Raw genomic sequence first — 19,356 nt, forward strand, 5'->3', positions numbered from 1 at the left:
AATGCATCCTTCAAACGAATAAAAGCATTCGCTTTCTCTACGCCGATCTGTATGATACCAGATATCTGCTGTTGTTAAGAATTGACAAGATCAAAATTGTTAACGACGCCGACCTACACGATACCAGATATCTGCTGCATATTTGTGTTGAAACATAGGAATCCTGTCTGCATTTAATATTACCAACTGCACATAAATTCAAAGGAAATAACGTACTTTTTGTCTATTATGCAGTTTTTTATTTGTAATAGACACTTCCATTATTTCCGTCTATTAATATACATTCAGTAAAGATTTAATGGTTGTATCTGTGGTATGTGTTTAGTATAATACATCACGTAAAGAAAATCAACACTTTGTTTGATAATGGAATATAAAGCTATTAATAGATTTTAATATGATTAATAGATCTCGTCGCCATTACTGGAATAAAGTTTGATTAATCAACTATGTTTGATAATACAATTTAATAAGAAAGGGATAGGTAATATGATCAAAAACGAATGGAAAAGCTTACTTCGTAACAAGCTCATGCTTATCGTCGTAATCGCCATTATCGTAATCCCGATCATCTATGCAGGTCTGTTTCTGAAATCCATGTGGGATCCTTACGGAAACGTAGACAGCCTGCCAGTGGCCGTGGTAAACGAAGACAAACCTGTCGAGTATAATGGCAAGACCTTAAGCATAGGTAAGGACATGACGGATGAGCTGAAAGACAACGACTCAATGGCATTTAACATTGTAGACAGCAAGACAGCAGAGGACGGTCTGGCCAATGGAACCTATTACATGGTTATCAAAATTCCGGAAAATTTCTCCGCAAACGCAGCCACTGTAATGGACAACGAGCCAAAGCAAATGGAGCTATCCTATGAGACAAACCCTGGAACCAACTATATCGCCTCCAAGCTCAGTGAAACAGCAATGCTGAAGCTTCGTGATAACATTGCTTCCAAGGTTACGGAAACCTATACAGAAACCGTTTTTGATTCTATCTCAGAAGCAGGTGACGGAATGCAGGAAGCTGCAGACGGATCCGGAAAGATCGAAGACGGACTGAATACAGCAGCTGATGGTAACAAAACAATTACCAAAAACCTTAAGAAGCTTTCCACCAGTACTCTTACTTTCGTAAGCGGTGCTGACAGTCTCACCGAAGGTCTTAAGACCTACACCGATGGTGTTGCAAAGGTTAACGATGGTGCAAAGAGCCTGGACGATGGTGCAGATCAGCTGAACAGCGGCGTTGCAACCCTCACAGAAAAGGTTCCTGAGCTGACAACCGGTGTGGATACTCTGGATAAAGGTGTTCAGCAGTACACCGCTGGTGTGGATGAGCTTAATAAAAATTCTGATGCACTGAAATCCGGTGCAAGCAGCCTGGAATCCGGTGCAAACCAGCTGAACAGCGGCGTTGCAGCTCTGACAGAAAAGGTTCCTGAGCTGACAACCGGTGTAGATACTCTGGATGAAGGTGTTCAGCAGTACACCGCTGGTGTGGATGAGCTTAATAAAAATTCTGATACGCTGAAATCCGGCGCAAGCAGCCTGGAATCCGGTGCAAATGCATTAAGTGCAGGTATTGATACTCTTTCCGACGGAGCAACACAGTATGTAGCTGGTGCTGACACTCTTGCAGATGGAACTACCACCTATGTGGCTGGTGCTGGCAAACTCGCAGCCGGTGCCAAAGAGCTTGCAAAACTTGAAGACGGACTCACAACAGTTTCCAATGGTATCTCTCAGCTGAATACCGGTGTTACCAAAGGAACCGATGACTCACAGTCACTGATATCCGGAACACAGCAGCTGGAAAATGGACTGAAAGCCCTGAACGATAAGGTTTCTGCTCTGAAAGAGGGAACAACACAGGAATCCATCAACAAGCTTGCAGCCGGCCTTACTTCCGCAAAGGATGGTATGGACACAGCCGCAGCTGGTATGAACAGTGCTGCAGCTGGTATGAACAATGCGGCAGACGGAATCAACAACGCAGCCGGATATATCACTCAGGCCGCAGGTATCACAAGTCAGACCAGCAGCAGTATCACAGACAGTCTGATCCCTGCTCTCCAGAATGCAGGCACACAGTTCTCACAGGTAGGTGATCAGGTCAGCAACATCCTTACAGGATACGGACAGCAGACAACGGAGGCACTTACTGATGCAAATACCAAGATCGGTACTGCCGGACAGACAATGACCGATTTAGCAGCACAGCTTCAGGCGATTCAGGCAACCGCTTCTGAGGACGGAACCATTTCCGCAGCAGCTCTGAATGATGTGATCAACGCTTTAAACAGCGTAGCCGGTGGAATGACTGGCGTGGACGGTTCTTACATGAGCAGCTATTCTGATCAGGTTTCACAGCTTGCAGCTGGTGTATCCGGTCAGCTCTCTTCTACTCAGGAAAATCTGAATGCTGTTGCTTCCAAGCTTAACGAAGCAGCTTCCGGACTGACTCAGATCTCCGGAGGACTGACTCAGGGTGCCGGCACACTTTCTGAGGGTGCAACAACCATGACAGATGGTGCAAACCAGATGAGTGCAGGTGCAACAACCATGAGCGCAGGTGCAGAGCAGTTATCTGCAGCTACAAGTCAGCTTCCTACAGATCTGATCGCTCAGCTTTCTGCAGGTGTTACCCAGCTGTATCAGGGTGCACAGGCTGTAAACACAGGAACCAAGAACGTTTCCGCAGGACTTCAGTCTCTGGAAGACGGCACAGTCGAAGCCTTCCCGGCTGCAGCAGCAGGAATCAAAGCTCTGAACGATGGATTTGACCAACTGACATCTTATGATAAGCAGCTCAACAACGGTGCAAAGAATCTGAAAACAGCCGGCAAACAGATCACTGACGCACTTCCGGATATCAAATCCGGTGCAGGTCAGCTGGCAGATGGTTCTAAGGCACTGACAGATGGAATCACAACTTACACCGATGGTATTGCAAAGCTTTCCGAAAACAGTGCTGCTCTTACAGACGGCACCAAGAAACTGGCAACAGGAGCCAATGCTCTTTCCAGCGGTGCTGCTACTCTTGCAGATGGAACAAAAGCATTAGCCGATGGTTCCGGAACACTGACAACCGGAATCACAACCTACACCGATGGTGTTGCTAAGCTTTCCGAAAACAGCTCCGCTCTTACAGACGGTACCAAAAAGCTCTCAACAGGAGCCAAAACCCTTTCCAGCGGTGCTACTACTCTTGCAAACGGAACTAAGACATTAGCAAACGGTACCTCAACGCTTCTCAGCGGTACCGAGAAGCTTGTAAGCAACAACAGCACACTTAACAATGGTGCAAAACAGCTTGCAGATGGCGCTGCCCAGATCCAGAGCGGTTCCTCTCAGTTGTATGATGGATCCAAGAAGCTTGGAAGCGGTATGAAAGAACTGAAAGACGGTTCCAAGACACTGACCACAAGCCTCAGCGATGGAGCTACCACTGTAAAAGACAATTCAGCAAGTGATGAAACGATCAAAATGTTCGCAACTCCTGTTGTAAGCGATGAAACAAAACTTACCGATGTCCCGAATAACGGACACGCAATGGCACCTTACATGATGTCTGTAGGCCTCTGGGTCGGCGCACTGGCATTCTGCCTGATGTATCCTCTGGCTCAGTATAAGGGCAAACTGAAATCCGGTTTCGCATGGTGGGCAAGCAAGGCTTCCGTCCTTTATCCGGTAGCGATCCTTCAGGGAATCTGCCTGATCCTGCTGTTACGTGCATTTAACGGATTCACACCTGCAGAGATGGGCAAAACCGTACTCTTCGCCTGCCTGACATCAATGACCTTTACCTCTATCATGTACTTCTTCAACATTACTCTTGGTAAAGTAGGAAGCTTCCTGATGCTGGTATTCATGGTCGTTCAGCTTGCAGGATCTGCCGGAACTTATCCGGTTGAGGTTTCACCTTCATTCGTTGCAAAGATCCATGCATACGTTCCGTTTACTTATACGGTCGACGCATTCCGTGCAACGATCAGCGGTGGCCGAAGCATTACCACTTCCATCATTGTAATGGTTGCACTGTTAGTGATCTTCACGATCCTGACGATCCTTCAGTTCAATCACATGACCAAGAGAAAGAAAGCAGAAAAAGTTGTTCTCTTCGACTGGCTGGAAGAAAGAGGTCTTGCATAATACTTAGTTACTGACAGAAGCTCCCCCGAACCTTCTGTTAGATATAGAAAAATTAAAACTGTACAGTTGCTCAGATGAGCTTCTGTACAGTTTTTTTATATTGTCCTCGTCAATTCTCCACGCTATAATTATAGCAGTTATAGAAAATCAAGCTCGCCAGTACACCGTGCCTGACCTATGCAGCAGATTTCAGTTCAGAAACACTCCTGTCAGATTCAGAAGAAGCGGCAATATGACTTCTCAGATCTACTCACAAACCGGAGCTCTTTCTGACTGCAAGCCTGCGGTTTTCAATGGAAAAGCAACCTGGTATGCATCTAATCCACTGACCGCAAAAACAGACGGAATCATCACCTATGCTACACCATTTACCGTCTTCATGGTAAAACCTGGAAAGCTATCGGCAATACAAAAAATACAACCTACACCGATAAAAAGCCAGGCACCGCAACCAAATACCGTATCCGTGCATACCGCATCACAAACGGTAAAAAAATATACGGACCTTATTCATCTGTAAGGACCGTAAAATAATAGCAACATAAAAACACCCCGGAAAATCCTGATCTGTGTGGTGTCTCCGAATATCTGATCATCAAGCGGATATTCGGAGATCACCTTATTATTTACGGATCTCCAAGGTGTTTTTATTTATTTTCTTAATATTTTATTTTTCCGTCTCAGCTGTTGGTGTTGCTGTGGCTTCTGTCTCTGTTTCACCGTTTACCATGGTTTCATATGCATTGAACATTTCTTTTACTGTCATTTTGTTTACAAGAAATACCTTGTCTCCAACGACAGCTGCATAATAGTTTGTGTCATATGTGTAGAAGGTAACGGTTGTCTGGTTCTTGTCAGAGTCTGTGAATACAGCGGTCATCTCCGAATCTGCAGCCGGTGTATAAGCGTCTGTCAGTCTCTTCTGTCCTGCCATGTTTATCAGCTTGTTGTAAAAGGTGGTAAAGGTTGTACTTTCTATTTCCTTACCATCCAGCTGATAAGTTGTTGTTTCTTTCTCGTTTCCGTCATCATCTGTGGATGTTTCACGTGAAACATTTACAGTACTTGTTGTTTCACCGTAAGTAACCTGGAGCTGATCCAGATTTTTTACAGACAGATAATTGACGATCAGTGACCAGAGATCTGACGGCGTCTTGTCAATAACTGCGCTCAGTGTATCCGTTGACATTGTATAGATCTGTTTGTTATCTACCGTTACATATCTGCTGCCATCTCCTGCCTCATCACCAACATAAATGACAAGCTGTTTATCCACTGTGGTTGTCTTGCTGTCTGCATCTTCTGAGCTGCTGCCCGTGTCAGTAGTGTCACCGCTCTCAGAATCGCTCTCAGAGGCCGTAGAATCGTTTTCTCCGGATTTTGTACTGTCTGCGCTGTCATCCTTCACCTCTTCCTGATAATCCACTGTAATCGTCGCATAGGGCTTATCAAGGCCATACTGGGAAAGATCCTCTGCATCGTAGTTTACAAACTGGTCAAATGCAAAGCTTCCAAGTCCGGAGGTTACATTTCCTGCTGCCGTTGTATCGGCAGACTCTTTATCGCTGCTTCCGTCACCGGAAACATTCCAGGTAGCTCCGTCGGAATTTTCTTCCAAGACATAGGAATCTTTATTCTCACTGACCTGGACCTTTTTCACTGTGGAAGAATCAATTGTTGGGAAATCTTCTCCCTGTGCATAATCGTAAAGGGAATTCATAAACGGAGACACTGTATCCGCTGCCACTACATATACCGTGCTGTCATCATCATCCCTGGAAATGTAATACTGATTCGTAGACGTATTCTCATCTCCGATGTTGAACTTCGTTGTCCCGTCAGCGGTATCAACGGTTACTGTGTTCGATGGAGAATCCAGTCCGTATTCCGTAAGATCCTCCACATCCTCCAGGACTCTGTCCGCTTCCACCGTTTCGATGGCGGAAGCTGCGGAATCCAGAGTTGTCTGATTTACAGGAAAAGCAGTCTCATCCTTTTTCACCCAGGAATCATCTTTTTTCTCAAAGGTCACTTCCTTCTTGTCTACGATAAATTCCAGGGATTTAATGTCATCCGTTTTCACGGAAAACACTTCTGTTTTGCTTTCCTCTTCGCTGCTCTCTGTCTTTTCTTCTTTGGATACGTAGGTGTTCAGTCCCACATAAACGCCGCCGAGAACTGCCAGAACAACAACTGCTGAAACAAGTTTGGTCGATTTTTTCATTATGCTTTTCTCCTCTTAAGCCAGATCAGGAATCCTGCAACAAGGAACACTCCCGGGATCAGACCAATGGTACAGATCTTCCAGAAGGCTGCATCATAATCGGTTACTGTCAGGCTTGTGGACTCAAGGCTCTTGGATGGAATAGAAACGGAATTACTGTCGTCTGTGCTGGTCATCCAGTTTAAGGACTCCAGAAGGAGCTTTTCATTTCCGCCGGATACCATCTGGTTTATCTGGCTCTCCATCAGATTTGCTGTGGAGTAGTAAACGATCTGTGTTTCCTTATCATCATCCAGTTTCTCAGTGATGGCAACCCCAAGATCAAACGGTCCGTCTACATCTCCGTCTTCCTTTTCGATATTGCTGCTCTGCATATTTGTTTTGGAGTAAGCCTTGTCAGAGGTTGTCAGGATACTGTCGATGGTTACGGTATCTCTTACATCATCTGTTTTCTGAATGCCCTGCGCATATGGTGCCAGTACATAGGAGCCTGCAGAAGCTGTCTCAGAGCTTGCATCTGTGCTGTTGACTGTTGGTACAAGATAATATGGCATCTGCATTCCATAATGCTGATTATCACCCTCAAATACGATTCCCTCGGCACACTTTACACCATAGTTTTCAAGAACCGCATCAAAGTTCGGCAGATCATCCTGTGTATAATCCGAGAAGATCATAGCTTTTCCGCCTGCCTCCAGATAATCCAGGAGCTCTGTTTTTTCTTCCTCGGAAATATCGCTGGTCGGAGATACGATCATCAGGCAGTCTGCATCATCCGGAACCTTTCCCTCTGTGAGAAGGTTCAGCTCCTTGATATCAATGTTTGCTTTCTGGATATCTTCTTTAAAGCTGGAATCCAGATCTTTTTCTCCGTGTCCGGATAAGGTGTACATGATCGGAAGATCCTCGGATGTCACATAGCCGATCGCACTTGTGATCTGTCCTTCTCCATCAAATCCGGTAGTAGTCTGCTGCCAGGTATTATAGTCTACTGAAGAGGAATACATATCGTTGTAATTGATAACCTTGTTTCTGTCGCCGCAGACTACGATCAAGCTGTTTGACGCAAGATCATCGGTTGTATATTCCGATGCAAATTTCGGATTTACAACAGGGTCTTTTACCTCAACTTTAATATGCTTGGACTCATCTTTATAACGTGAAAGCAGATTGGAGATCGTGTCGTCCTCAGAACCGCTTGCCGCGATCTGATAAATGGTAACATCCTTATCCAGTGCCTTCAGTACCTTCTTTGTTTCATCACCGATGGTGTAAAGCTTGGATGAGCTTACATCCAGCTGTGAATATTTGGATGGGATCGCACCGACGATCATATTGATCACAACCACGATCACGATAAAGACTGCTGCCATAGCCATGCTGTAGGAACCATTTTTGATATGTTTTTTGCTGATGGTGCCTACCAGCTTTTTCGGATCCGGTTTATGTTTCTTTTTGCCGGAGTCCTGTGCGGTCTCCGGTACGGCTGCCTCGCCTTTATTTTTCTTAAATTTCTCACTGAATTTCATTTCCATTCACCCCCTAGTTCCAGCGTCTCTTCTGAATGGACTGCATGGTAAGGAACAGGCAGATCGCAATAACAGAAATAAAATAAACGATTCCTGTCACGTCAAACACGCCTTTTGTAAAATTATCATAATGTCCGCTCAGGTTAAATACGTTCAGTACCTTCTGGATACCACCCTGGAAAATACTGGATTTTACAACGTATACGATCACAAGGGCAATCTCTCCCACAGCTCCGATCACTACAGAGATCAGGACATTTTTGATCATGGTATAAATGATGATAGCGATCGCCACGATCAGAAGTCCGAATGCCACTGCGGTTGACATGGAGGTCTGTGAAAAGAATGAGGAAATTCCGTTCATCATATAGAAGGCGAACAGGAATACAAAAGTAAGTACTGCTGCAATTACCTGGCTTTCTGTAAGTGCTGACATAAATACACCGATCGCCAGATTCGCGCATCCCAGAAGGAAAAATCCCAGGATCCCGGTGTATGCGGAAGCATAGGAAATCGTTCCGAACTTACTCATGATCAGCGGATAAACGCACATGATCACAACCGGAATGGCAAACACAGCTACCAGTGCAAGATATTTTCCAAATACGATATCCCATACAGATACCGGTGCGGTCAAAAGAAGCTGATCCGTTTTCTGCTTGCGCTCTTCTGCAAGTACACGCATGGAAAGGATCGGCACACCGATCAGGAACACAAAGGTCAGTGCGCTTAAGGTAGTTTCAAATTTTGAATAGCCGCCTGAAAGCTGATATGCGGAAAAATAAATTCCGGTCAGCACCAGGACAAAAAATATGAAGAGATATCCAACCATGGAGGTCAGATAGCTTTTCAGTTCTCTTTTAAAAATCGCTGTCATGACTGATCCCCCTCTTTCTCATCAGAAGCCTTCTCTGGTTCCCCGTTTTTTTCTTCCTGAGTTTTTTCTTCTTCCGATGATCTGTCTTCTACCGGTTTCCACTGTGAGCTTTCCGGTTTTCCGGCGGATTTTTTCTCTCCTTCGGTAAGCTCAAGGAATACATCCTCAAGGGAAACTCTCTTAACCTGCATCTCGTAGATTGGACAGTTCGCTTTTGCCATAGCGTAGAAGACTTTTTCACGGATGTCCACATTTTCCTGAATGGAAAGTTTTGTTTTCCACAATTTTTCATCGCTGTCATAGGACATTTCCACTCCGGTTACGCCTTCGATCGTTTCCAGAGCTTTTCGAATCGTGTCTTTCTCGCCTTTTACCTTCATAAGGAGGCTGTTGGAGCCTGCTGCCAGACGTTCCAGATTATCCGGTGTATCGCTGGCTACCAGCTTTCCATGGGAAATGATCAGAACATAATCACACACTGCTCTTACCTCGGAAAGGATATGGGAGCTTAGGATAACCGTGTGCTTCTGCTTCAGGCCTTTGATCAGGTCACGGATCTCGATGATCTGCTTCGGGTCAAGTCCTACTGTCGGCTCATCCAGGATGATCACTTCAGGATATCCTAGGATTGCCTGTGCAAGACCCACTCTCTGGCGATAACCTTTGGAAAGGTTTTTGATCAGACGGTCTTTCATGTCTGTGATCTTTACCATATCCATGACTTCTTTTATCTGCTTGTCTTTTTGGTTTCTTGGGATTTTTTTCAGATCAGCCGCAAATTTCATGTACTCAAGAACAGTCATGTCAAAATAGAGCGGCGGCATTTCCGGCAGATAGCCGATACATTTCTTGGCTGCCTCCGGTTCCTCCAGAATATCATGACCATCGATCATCACTTTTCCTTCTGTGGAAGCAATGTATCCTGTGATCATGTTCATAGTTGTTGATTTTCCTGCACCGTTGGGGCCCAGGAATCCGTAAATTTTCCCCTTTTCGATCTGAAAGGAAAGATGGTCAACTGCAGTATGATCGCCATACTTTTTGACCAGATTACTTACTTCGATCACTTTACTCTCCTCCTTTTATTTTCAGGGAAATACTTTTTTTAATTATCGATTTCCCATTTTATAAGATGCCAGAGGCAAAAGGTCCTGAAACTGAAGCCCTTGACTCTGGCGTCTTTTCAACACCAATAGAAAATGCCCCTGGATGAAACAGAGAATGGGGGAAATCCAGGGGCATCTCTATCGGATTATAGTGTAAAAGTAATTTGTGATAAAAGTAGGATAAATTTGTGATAATTTTGTGAAACTCCCGGACAAAGAAATCTCCTGTCGGACAGATTTTGCCTTTGTTCGACAGGAGGTATCTTATGCCAGTGGCTCTCTGAGCGGTGTTCCGGCTTTTCTCGGATATTTGCCCGGGGTGTTCTTTACCTTCTCGATAATGACCAGGGAGCGGCCGATCTCAGATCCCGGAAGGTCAAAGTACTGAATATCCCTGATCTTTCCACCAAGGATTTTTACTGCTTTCTCTGCTGCTTCTGCTTCTTCCTTTACAGAACCGGATTTATAGGAAACAAAAAGCCCTCCGACTTTTACATACGGGAGACAGTATTCAGACAGGGTTGCCAGTCCGGATACTGCTCTGGATACGCAGAGATCATATTTTTCTCTGTAGACTTTGTTTTTTGCATATTCTTCAGCTCTTCCGTGAATGGCGGAAATCCCCTCCAGGCCCAGGAGCGCAAAGGTTTCTTCCAGGAATTTTACTCTTTTATTAAGGGAGTCCAGAAGGCAGGCTTCCACCTCCGGGAAGGCGATCTTCAGGGGAACACCCGGGAATCCGGCACCGGTTCCGATGTCCATAACGGTTTTTATCTTACCCATATCTACAGCCTTGACGCAGCAGAGGCTGTCCAGGAAATGTTTCACGAGAACCTCGTCAAATTCTGTGATACCGGTGAGGTTCATGACTTTGTTTTTTTCTACAAGATATTCGTAGAACCGGATAAACTGGTTTTTCTGCGTGTCACTGAGTGTGATCCCAAGCTCCTCGCAGCCTTTTTCCAGGATTTCTAAATTGTACATGCAGCTTCCTCTCTTATTTTCTGTGTTTTATTGTTATTCTTTGTATTATCTGTGTTTATGTTCGGATCTGCTTTCCAGATATACAAGAAGCACGGAAATGTCAGCCGGGGATACACCGGAGATACGGGACGCCTGGCCGATGGACACCGGTCTGTAGGCTTCCAGCTTCTGGCGTGCCTCAATGCGGAGGCTTCCTACATCTTCGTAATCAATGTCTTCCGGAAGCTTTTTCTGCTCCAGTTTCTTAAACTGCTCTACCTGCTTCATCTGGCGGCGGATGTAGCCATCATATTTGATGTTGATCTCTACCTGCTCACATACATCTTCCGGAAGCTCCGGTCTTTCTTTATCGATGGGTGCAAGCACCTTATAGTTAAGCTCCGGCCGACGGATCAGCTCTGCAATGGTGGTTCCTGATTTCAGAAGGGTACTGTTCAGAGATTCCAGAAGGCTCTGTACCTCTGCAGAACCACCTACGGTTGCATGTTCCACTCTCTCGATCTCTTCCTGGATCCGGCGCTCTTTTTCCTGTAATTTATGGTATGTCTCATCATCGATCAGGCCGACCTCCCAGCCTTTTTTGCGAAGACGAAGATCTGCGTTGTCCTGGCGGAGCAGCAGACGGTACTCAGCACGGCTTGTCATCATTCGGTACGGCTCATGGTTCTCCTTTGTTACCAGATCATCGATGAGAACGCCAATATATGCCTCTGAGCGGTCCAAAATCAGCTGTTCCCGGCCTTTTACCTCCATAGCTGCATTAATTCCCGCTATGAGGCCCTGAGCGGCTGCTTCCTCATATCCGGAGCTTCCGTTAAACTGTCCGCCGCTGAAAAGGCCTTTGATCTTTTTGAATTCCAGTGTGGGATAGAGCTGGCGCGGATTGATGCAGTCATACTCAATAGCGTAAGCATTTTTTACAATCCTAGCGTTCTCCAGACCCGGTACGGAATGGTACATCTCGTACTGAACATCCTCCGGCAGAGAGCTGGACATTCCGCCGATGTACATTTCATTTGTGTAAAGACCTTCCGGTTCGATAAATACCTGATGGCGTTTTTTGTCTGCAAAACGAACTACTTTATCCTCAATGGACGGACAGTAACGTGGTCCGGTTCCTTCGATCATTCCGGAATAAAGGGGGGATCTGTCCAGATTTGCACGGATGATCTCGTGTGTTTTTTCGTTTGTATAGGTCAGCCAGCAGGATTTCTGCTCGATCTGTACAGCTTCCGGGTCTGTGGAAAAAGAGAACGGTACGACTCTTTCATCTCCGAACTGCTCTTCCATCTTAGAATAATCAATGGTGTTTCCGGCGATTCTGGCCGGAGTTCCTGTTTTGAAGCGGAACATTTCGATCCCCAGCTTTTTCAGGGAATCCGTAAGGTAATTGGCTGCCTGAAGGCCGTTCGGTCCTGTATAGTTGCTGACGTCGCCGTAAATGCAGCGGGCCTTGAGGTAGGTTCCTGTACAGAGGACTACAGCTTTTGCGTGGTAGGTGGCTCCTGAGAAGGTTTTTACACCGGTGATATGCCCGTCTTCTACCAGAAGCTCGGTCACTTCACCCTGGCGGATGGTTAAGTTCTCTGTATTTTCCAGTGTCTTTCTCATTTCTGTGCTGTAGGCCTGTTTATCGGCCTGTGCACGAAGGGAATGAACTGCAGGGCCTTTGGACTGGTTGAGCATTTTGGACTGGATGAAGGTTTTGTCTATGTTTTTACCCATTTCCCCACCGAGAGCATCCAGCTCACGGACGAGATGCCCTTTGGAGCTGCCGCCTACATTGGGGTTGCAGGGCATAAGGGCGATGCTGTCTACGCTGACTGTGAACATGACTGTGTTGAGCCCTAAGCGGGCGCATGCCAGTGATGCTTCGCAGCCTGCGTGGCCGGCGCCTACTACTATGATGTCGAAAAACTGTTCCAGATTTTTCATGCTTTTTCTCCTTTATTTTTTCTCTTATTCTTTTTCTTTATTTTTCTTTGTGATTTTCTTTTTCTTTGTTTATTGTGTGGTTGATTTTTGGTTTTATTTTTACTTTCTTGCTTGGCAGAAGGCCTGGTTTTTTTGCTTTGGGAAGCTGTGGAAAACCGCAAAGGGGCCGTAAAGCCACGGCCCCTCTGCACACCCCTCGGGCTTTTTTTTAGGAGTTCTTGGGTTGTGGTGTGTGATACGGTGCTGACTTTTGTCTGTATGCTTCGGTGTTGGATGTGAAACGTTGTGCCGAGGTTGTTTTGAGTTCTTGGGTTGTGGTGTGGGGTACGGTGTTGACTTTTGTCTGTATGCTTCGGTATTGGATGCGGAACGTTGTGCCGAGGGGGTTGCAGTGGAACTGTAATGAGGTTCTCGACGTGCGATGCACGTCTGCGGAATTCTGCAGTCCATGTGGCGTACAGCAGGGAGCCGCAGCCCATGCGGCATATGCGGCGAGGTCTCCGCAATCTATATTATGCAACAATATATCCTACAGAAATATACAAAGTTCCGTTTGATACATTTCGGCTCAGTGTCGAATTGCCGATACAGAAGCATACAGACACAAGTTAGTTTCTTTCAGCATTCCACAATCGCTGCACTATATAAAAAAGGCCCAGGGGTGTGCAGAGGGGCGCGGCCTTGTGCCCCTTTGCGGTTTTCTCACATTCCAATGTGATCTACCCTCTGCGGGCTTCCGCAGTCCATGTGGCATACAGCAGGGAGCCGCAATCTATGCGGTTATACGACCGGAGTTCCGCAATCTATGCGGGCATTCGGCCGGGGCCTCCGCAGCCCATGCGGTTATTATTTCCCCATACAAAATTTAGAAAATATCTCATTAACAAGGTCTTCCCCAAGTGATTCTCCCAGAATCCGTCCCAGACTTTCGTATGCATCTGTCAGGTCTATGGAATAAAAATCCTCCGGCATTCCGCTTTCTATGCTATTTTCTACCAGAGAAAGACTTTCCTGTGCTTTTAAAAGCTCCTGTCTGTGGCGTTCATTGGTGATGTAGACTTCATCATTGAAGTCAATCTCCCCACTGAAGAACATTTCCCGGATTTTTTCTTCCAGGTCTGTGATCCCGGTTTCTTCTTTTGCGGAGATTGGGATCACCGGCTGGTTTATTCTGCTCTTTAAATCCTCTATATCTATAGCAGATTCAAGGTCTGTCTTGCTGTAGAGGACAATTGTCTTTTTCTCTTGCAAAATTTTTATGATTTCTTCGTCGTTTTCATCTAACGGTACGGAGGAATCTACGACATAGAGGATCAGGTCTGCGTCTGCTGCCATTTCTTTGGCTTTGGATACGCCGATTTTCTCTACGATGTCTTCTGTCTGGCGGATTCCGGCTGTGTCAGCGATCTTTAATGTGATCCCATGCAGGTTGATATACTCTTCCAGTACGTCTCTGGTGGTTCCTGCGATATCGGTCACGATGGCTCTGTCCTCTCCCAGAAGCAGGTTCAGCAGAGAAGATTTCCCTGCGTTCGGCTTACCCAGGATCACGGTCCGGATACCTTCCTGTATGATCTTTCCGTCTCCGGCTGTTTTTAACAGGTTCTGTATTTTTTCTTTTTCTTCTGCTACGATCTGTCCTAATTCTTCCGAATATCCTGTCAGATCATAGTGCTCCGGATCGTCTAATGCCGATTCAATGTACGCTATATGGTACAGTAGTTTTTCTCTGATCTGTTGTACAGTATTTCGGACTGAACCTTTTAATTGTCCTACAGAATTCTTTAATGAGTACTCATTTTTGGACTGTATCACATCCATAACGGCCTCCGCCTGGGAAAGATCGATCCTTCCATTGAGGAATGCACGCTTGGTAAATTCTCCCGGCTCGGCAATAATGGCTCCGTTTTTCAACACAGTTTCCAGTACCTTTTTCATGGCTAAAACGCCGCCGTGGCAGTCGATTTCTATGGTATCTTCTCCTGTGTATGTCCGTGGTCCGCGCATGGCCATGACCAGCACTTCGTCTACCATTTCTTCGTTATCATAAATATATCCATAATGGATGGTGTGGCTTGGGACGTTTTTCAGAGATTTTTTTCCACCCTTGGAACGGTATACTCCGGATGCGATCTCAAAAGCCTCCGGGCCACTGATCCTGACGATCCCGATTCCCGATGCGCTCATGGCTGTGGAAATCGCAGCAATCGTTGTCTCTTCCATTTTTCACTCTCCTTTGTCAAACGGATAAAAGCATTCGGATAAAAGCATCCGGTTAAACGCAAAAATGTTACTCCGGAAAAGCTTTTTACACGCAAAAAACACGTGTTATTCACGCTTTCACCTAGAATAACATCTTCTGTCAGTTTCCATATTTATAATGCTAGAGCGTGTTTGAAAAAGGCTTTCTGCAAGATGTGCGTCACAATTTGTGGGAGATTTTGTCCGGATGAAGGCGCCGTAGCGGGCTACGGCAACTGAATTCGGGCAAAATATACCGCAAAGTGGGGCGTGCAGATTGCGGGAATGATTTTTCAAATACGCTCTAATCTCTGCATTCCGGATGTCCGCTGCAGAAATATCTTTTGTTATTTGCTCTTCAATGATTATAAAGAATTGTTACAGAGATTGCAATGATAATTTTCAGTTCCATATAAAAAAGCCGTACCCACGGAGCTTACGCTCCGGGATACGGCTTATGGCTTTACCGGCGGATCATCAATTATTGCGTTTCAGTTTTACTACTACATGTCTGTAAGGTTCTTCTCCCTCACTGACTGTCTCTACATAGCGGTTGCCCTGCAGAGATGCATGGATGATCCTTCTTTCGTACGGATTCATCGGTTCCAGAACTACCGGTTTTCTGGTTTTCTTTACCTTGAAGGCGATTCCCCTTGCAAGGTTCTCCAGAGTTTCCTTACGACGGCGTCTGTAGTCCTCGGTATCGAGTTTTACACGAATGTAGGTAGACTCGCCTTTGTTTACCACAAGGCTTGTCAGATACTGAAGAGAATCCAGTGTCTGGCCTCTTTTTCCGATGAGGATACCCATATCCTCACCTTCAAAATCCACATCCAGAGAACCGTCTGCAGTGTTGTATTTCGATGTGATCTCCACTTCTCCAAGATCCATGGAGCCGAATACGTCACGAAGAAATACGACTGCTCTCTCCTCAACCTCTCTGATCTTCTCCGGATCGCTGAGGATTTCTATCGGTCTGCCCTGCTTCGGTGCTCTCTCACGTGTTTCCTTCGGCTGACGCTCCTTTGGAGCTCTTGGCTGTTTCTCACGTGCAGGCTTTGCTTTGCCCTGGAAATCCCTTGCAGGTCTTTCCTTTGGTGCTGCTGCCTTTGCAGGTGCTTCTTCGGATGCCTTCTCCACCTGTACAGCTTCTTTCTTCACCGGCTTCTTCTCCTCTGCAGGAGCTGCTTTCGGTGCAGATTCTTTCTTTACATCCGGAGTAAAAGGCTTTTCTAATTTCTTCTCTTCTTTGATAGCGTCCAGTTTCACGGACTCTACCAGTTCATCGATTTCCTGCATATCAGAAACTGGCTCGATTCTGCGAACTTTGATCACGGCAGGTTTGCTGCCGATTCCGAAGAATCCGGAGCTGCCTTCACTGATAACCTGAATATCAAGCTGGTCACTGGAAGTTCCAAGCTCAAGACACGCTTTTGTGATAGCTTCATTCTTTGTTTTTGCTGAAAACTGAATGTAATCCTCCATTACGAACCCCTCCGTTCCTGATTATTTCTTCTTATTTCTCTCATCAAAGTCTCTTACGAGATTTGCTTTAGCTGTGATGCTGCCCGGTTTTGCACTTCTTGCCTTCTCATAAGCAGTATCAACCTTCTGTGCTCTGTCTGAAGCACCATTGTTTCCGCTGTTGCCCTTATTGATCACAGGTTTATTGATATTCTTGGCGGACTGATGAGCCTGATTGGTGATCTTCTGCGGCGGAAGTCCTTCCTTCGCACGCTTCGCTTCGATCTTCTTCATATTCTCATTAACCAGATCATCAATGTTCATCTTATCAAGATGACGATTGATCGCAAACTGCTGGGCACTTCGAACGACAGCACTGGCGATCCAGTAGATACCAAGACCAACCGGGAATGTAAAACAGAAGAATGCAGACATCAGAGGCATGACCATGTTCATGGTTTTCATGGAGTTTGCCATTGCGCTGGCCTGATCATTTCCGTCTGCCGGCTGTGTTGCAGCCTGTGGCATAAGCTTCAGGTTCAACATCTGAGTTGCCCATGCAAGAACCGGGATCAGAAGTGCTACGATCGCAAGTAACAGAGAACCATGATTTTTGAAGAATTCCATGATATAGTACAGCGGCTGGTCTGCGATATTCAGGCCACAGAAGCCCTGCATCTTGGAAATATTACCGGATGCTTTTGTGATCGCATCAGAAAATCCTGAAAACTGATCCATCTGTGCCAGCTCTTTCCACTGGGAAGGAGAAAGTGCATACAGAAAATCAACAATAGAGTTACTTGTAGCATTTCCGGCACTGTCCATAACGAGACGCACTCGTGTCATGGAATGGTCTGTGATAAACTGCTGCAGGATATTTGTGTATCCGTTTACAGCTAGCAGGTTGTCAACTACACCAGTAAAAATGTTCTTTACACTTCCAACGTAAGCAGGAATCCGGTAGATAACCTGATACAGAGCAAACAGAATAGGCATCTGAATGGCTAACTGTACACAGCTACCGGTTGGAGAAACACCATATTTCTGATAAACAGCCTGGGTTTCTTCGTTCATTTTCATCATGGAAGCCTGATCCTTTTTACCCTGATATTTCTTCTGGATCTTCTGGATCTCAGGCTGCATGATCGCGCTTAACTTGGAGAATTTCTGCTGCTTGATCTGCAGCGGTGTCATAAAGGCAAAGATAAGAATACTGAAGATAATGATACAAAGACCAATGTTCTGGATTCCGAACAGGCCGTCAAGCATCTTATATATGCCATCCATGATCCATCCCATCACAGACGCGATCTGTCCGATAATAGGAGTTCCGGTTTTTGTTGCTAAAAACAGTTCCAAATTCATTTCCTCCTAGACTTCTTATTCAATTGTAAAAGTCCGGTAACTATTCATTCGTCCACTAACTGCGGAGGTACTGAACAGTTACAAATTCCGATAACTGCTCTGCCCGGGAAAAGGCTGAACAGTCACAAAATAATTCATGGCACAGGGTCATAGCCTCCGTGGGAAAAAGGATTGCATCGCAATATCCTCCATGCCGCAAGAAGACTGCCCTTAAATGCGCCATATTTTTCGATTGCTTCCAAACCATATTGAGAACATGTGGGAATATAAGGACATTTCGTTCTCTTCATCGGCGATATATATTTTTGATAGAGCCTTATCATCTTAATCAGAAATTTCTTTATCATGTTCATTCCCTGTTATATGATGCTTTCTTGCAAGATGCAGAAAAGCACTCTCGATCTCGTGAAAGCTCTTGCCCTTGGCTGCGGCTCTCGCTACTACTACAATATCAAGGTTACTGTCAAAATCTGTTTCGTTGAGACGATAGCTTTCTCTGATCAATCTGGTGAGTCTGTGGCGAACCACACTGTTCCCTACTTTTTTGCTTACTGATATTCCCAGACGATTCTTCATGTGCTGATTCTTCAGCACGTACATCACCAGAAGCCGATTTGCGTACGATGTTCCGTTCTGATATACAACTTTAAAATCTTGATTTTTCTTTAAGGACTCTGATCTGATCAAACGAATCCTCCTTAATTAGATTCCGCCTGCGCGGATATTTCTCCGGATAGAAGAAAAGACCACATAAATGCGGTCTTGCAGCTTATGCTGATAACTGTTTTCTTCCTTTTAATCTTCTTGCAGCTAATACTTTACGTCCGCCCTTTGTGCTCATGCGAGCTCTGAAGCCGTGAACTTTAGCTCTGGATCTCTTTTTTGGCTGAAATGTCATCTTCATAGGTAAAGCACCTCCTTTATCTATTTTTAATTGTTATGAAATAACTTATCATTCAGAACATCGTTTCAATTATATAAATAAACCTCCTTTTCGTCAAGTAAAAATTGCAAAAAACCCGATAAAATCAAGGGTTCTATAAAATACCCCCACCTTACGGTATTTATTTTTTTCTCTTATGTGGAAAGCGCTTATGGTTTACGTAACATTATCCACATTTTGTGGATAACTTGTGGATAACTTGTGGATTGACCGGAAATCTATCCACTTTTTCGGAGGGTTTGTTCACATCGTTTTCAAAAAAACCCTTTATTTGCGGTATTTTTAAGGTGGATTTTTTTATACACATAATTCTTCCACATTTTCCACCAATTCTCGACTTATGGAAACCTCCAGAACTCTTATCCACAATAATCCACCCTGATCCACAGTAATTTCCCCACATTATCCACATTCTTTTCCCCAAAATCTCAAGGATTTTCCATTGCGAAAACCCCATTTTCATTGTAATATATAAAAGGATATCTATCTCCAGTCGCAGACTGGGGTTATTATAATACTCATGGGAGGAAAAA

At 45.2% G+C, this 19,356-nt stretch carries 15 protein-coding genes and 2 pseudogenes; 3 read left to right on the forward strand and 14 right to left on the reverse strand.

Annotation, left to right across the window (positions count from 1 at the left end; genetic code table 11):
• Positions 1-489: 489 nt before the first annotated feature.
• A complete protein-coding gene (locus tag NQ489_RS17515) occupies positions 490-4,155 on the forward strand; it encodes a YhgE/Pip domain-containing protein (RefSeq protein WP_227945559.1) in 3,666 nt (1,221 codons plus the stop codon).
• Positions 4,156-4,387: 232 nt separating this feature from the next.
• Positions 4,388-4,675 carry a hypothetical protein gene (locus NQ489_RS17520; RefSeq protein ID WP_021651035.1) on the forward strand — a complete coding sequence of 96 codons (288 nt, stop codon included), beginning with the start codon at positions 4,388-4,390 and terminating at the stop codon, positions 4,673-4,675.
• Between the two features lie 147 nt (positions 4,676-4,822).
• Here the strand turns inward: NQ489_RS17520 and NQ489_RS17525 are convergent, their stop codons facing one another.
• From NQ489_RS17525 to NQ489_RS17915, 8 genes and pseudogenes are all read right to left on the reverse strand, one after another.
• A complete protein-coding gene (locus NQ489_RS17525; protein ID WP_021651034.1) occupies positions 4,823-6,379 on the reverse strand; it encodes a DUF4340 domain-containing protein in 1,557 nt (518 codons plus the stop codon).
• Positions 6,379-7,908, reverse strand: a complete 1,530-nt coding sequence (locus NQ489_RS17530; RefSeq protein WP_044961237.1) for a GldG family protein — start codon at positions 7,906-7,908, stop codon at positions 6,379-6,381. The genes NQ489_RS17525 and NQ489_RS17530 overlap by 1 nt, the downstream gene beginning before the upstream one ends.
• Before the next feature lie 13 nt (positions 7,909-7,921).
• Positions 7,922-8,785 (reverse strand): ABC transporter permease, encoded by an 864-nt coding sequence (locus NQ489_RS17535; RefSeq protein ID WP_015526545.1) that lies wholly within the window; start codon positions 8,783-8,785, stop codon positions 7,922-7,924.
• Positions 8,782-9,852, reverse strand: a complete 1,071-nt coding sequence (locus tag NQ489_RS17540; RefSeq protein ID WP_021651032.1) for an ABC transporter ATP-binding protein — start codon at positions 9,850-9,852, stop codon at positions 8,782-8,784. The genes NQ489_RS17535 and NQ489_RS17540 overlap by 4 nt, the downstream gene beginning before the upstream one ends.
• A gap of 303 nt (positions 9,853-10,155) precedes the next feature.
• On the reverse strand, positions 10,156-10,875 hold the full coding sequence (rsmG, locus tag NQ489_RS17545) for a 16S rRNA (guanine(527)-N(7))-methyltransferase RsmG (protein WP_021651031.1): 720 nt from the start codon (positions 10,873-10,875) through the stop codon (positions 10,156-10,158).
• Positions 10,876-10,920: 45 nt separating this feature from the next.
• Positions 10,921-12,810, reverse strand: coding sequence for a tRNA uridine-5-carboxymethylaminomethyl(34) synthesis enzyme MnmG (mnmG, locus tag NQ489_RS17550; RefSeq protein ID WP_021651030.1), 1,890 nt, complete (start codon positions 12,808-12,810; stop codon positions 10,921-10,923).
• Between the two features lie 846 nt (positions 12,811-13,656).
• Positions 13,657-15,033 carry a tRNA uridine-5-carboxymethylaminomethyl(34) synthesis GTPase MnmE gene (gene mnmE, locus NQ489_RS17555; RefSeq protein ID WP_021651307.1) on the reverse strand — a complete coding sequence of 459 codons (1,377 nt, stop codon included), beginning with the start codon at positions 15,031-15,033 and terminating at the stop codon, positions 13,657-13,659.
• 117 nt (positions 15,034-15,150) lie between these two features.
• A pseudogene (locus NQ489_RS17915) lies at positions 15,151-15,288 on the reverse strand (DUF6783 domain-containing protein); the annotation flags it as partial.
• On the opposite strand from NQ489_RS17915, the pseudogene NQ489_RS17920 reads away from it, so the two are divergent.
• Positions 15,226-15,447, forward strand: a pseudogene (locus NQ489_RS17920) (DUF6783 domain-containing protein). The pseudogenes NQ489_RS17915 and NQ489_RS17920 sit on opposite strands and share 63 nt — an antisense overlap.
• An 81-nt stretch (positions 15,448-15,528) precedes the next feature.
• Here the strand turns inward: NQ489_RS17920 and jag are convergent.
• The 6 genes from jag to NQ489_RS17585 all read right to left on the reverse strand — a co-directional run bounded on the left by jag (position 15,529) and on the right by NQ489_RS17585 (position 19,235).
• On the reverse strand, positions 15,529-16,536 hold the full coding sequence (gene jag / locus NQ489_RS17560) for an RNA-binding cell elongation regulator Jag/EloR (RefSeq protein ID WP_015526551.1): 1,008 nt from the start codon (positions 16,534-16,536) through the stop codon (positions 15,529-15,531).
• 21 nt (positions 16,537-16,557) lie between these two features.
• Positions 16,558-17,880 (reverse strand): membrane protein insertase YidC, encoded by a 1,323-nt coding sequence (yidC, locus tag NQ489_RS17565; protein WP_021650158.1) that lies wholly within the window; start codon positions 17,878-17,880, stop codon positions 16,558-16,560.
• Between the two features lie 134 nt (positions 17,881-18,014).
• Positions 18,015-18,227: a membrane protein insertion efficiency factor YidD gene (gene yidD, locus NQ489_RS17570; RefSeq protein ID WP_015526553.1), complete on the reverse strand. Its 213-nt coding sequence runs from the start codon at positions 18,225-18,227 to the stop codon at positions 18,015-18,017.
• Complete coding sequence (rnpA, locus tag NQ489_RS17575; RefSeq protein WP_021650160.1) at positions 18,205-18,567, reverse strand: ribonuclease P protein component; 363 nt, start codon at positions 18,565-18,567, stop codon at positions 18,205-18,207. Before rnpA ends, yidD begins: the two co-directional genes overlap by 23 nt.
• Positions 18,568-18,649: 82 nt before the next feature.
• Positions 18,650-18,784: a 50S ribosomal protein L34 gene (gene rpmH, locus NQ489_RS17580; protein WP_005423866.1), complete on the reverse strand. Its 135-nt coding sequence runs from the start codon at positions 18,782-18,784 to the stop codon at positions 18,650-18,652.
• Between the two features lie 205 nt (positions 18,785-18,989).
• Entirely contained in the window at positions 18,990-19,235 is a 246-nt protein-coding gene (locus NQ489_RS17585; RefSeq protein WP_156906893.1) for a hypothetical protein, read from the reverse strand.
• Positions 19,236-19,356 lie beyond the last annotated feature (121 nt).

The organism is Blautia sp. KLE_1732_HM_1032, from assembly GCF_025147905.1.
Lineage (GTDB): Bacteria > Bacillota > Clostridia > Lachnospirales > Lachnospiraceae > Blautia_A > Blautia_A fusiformis.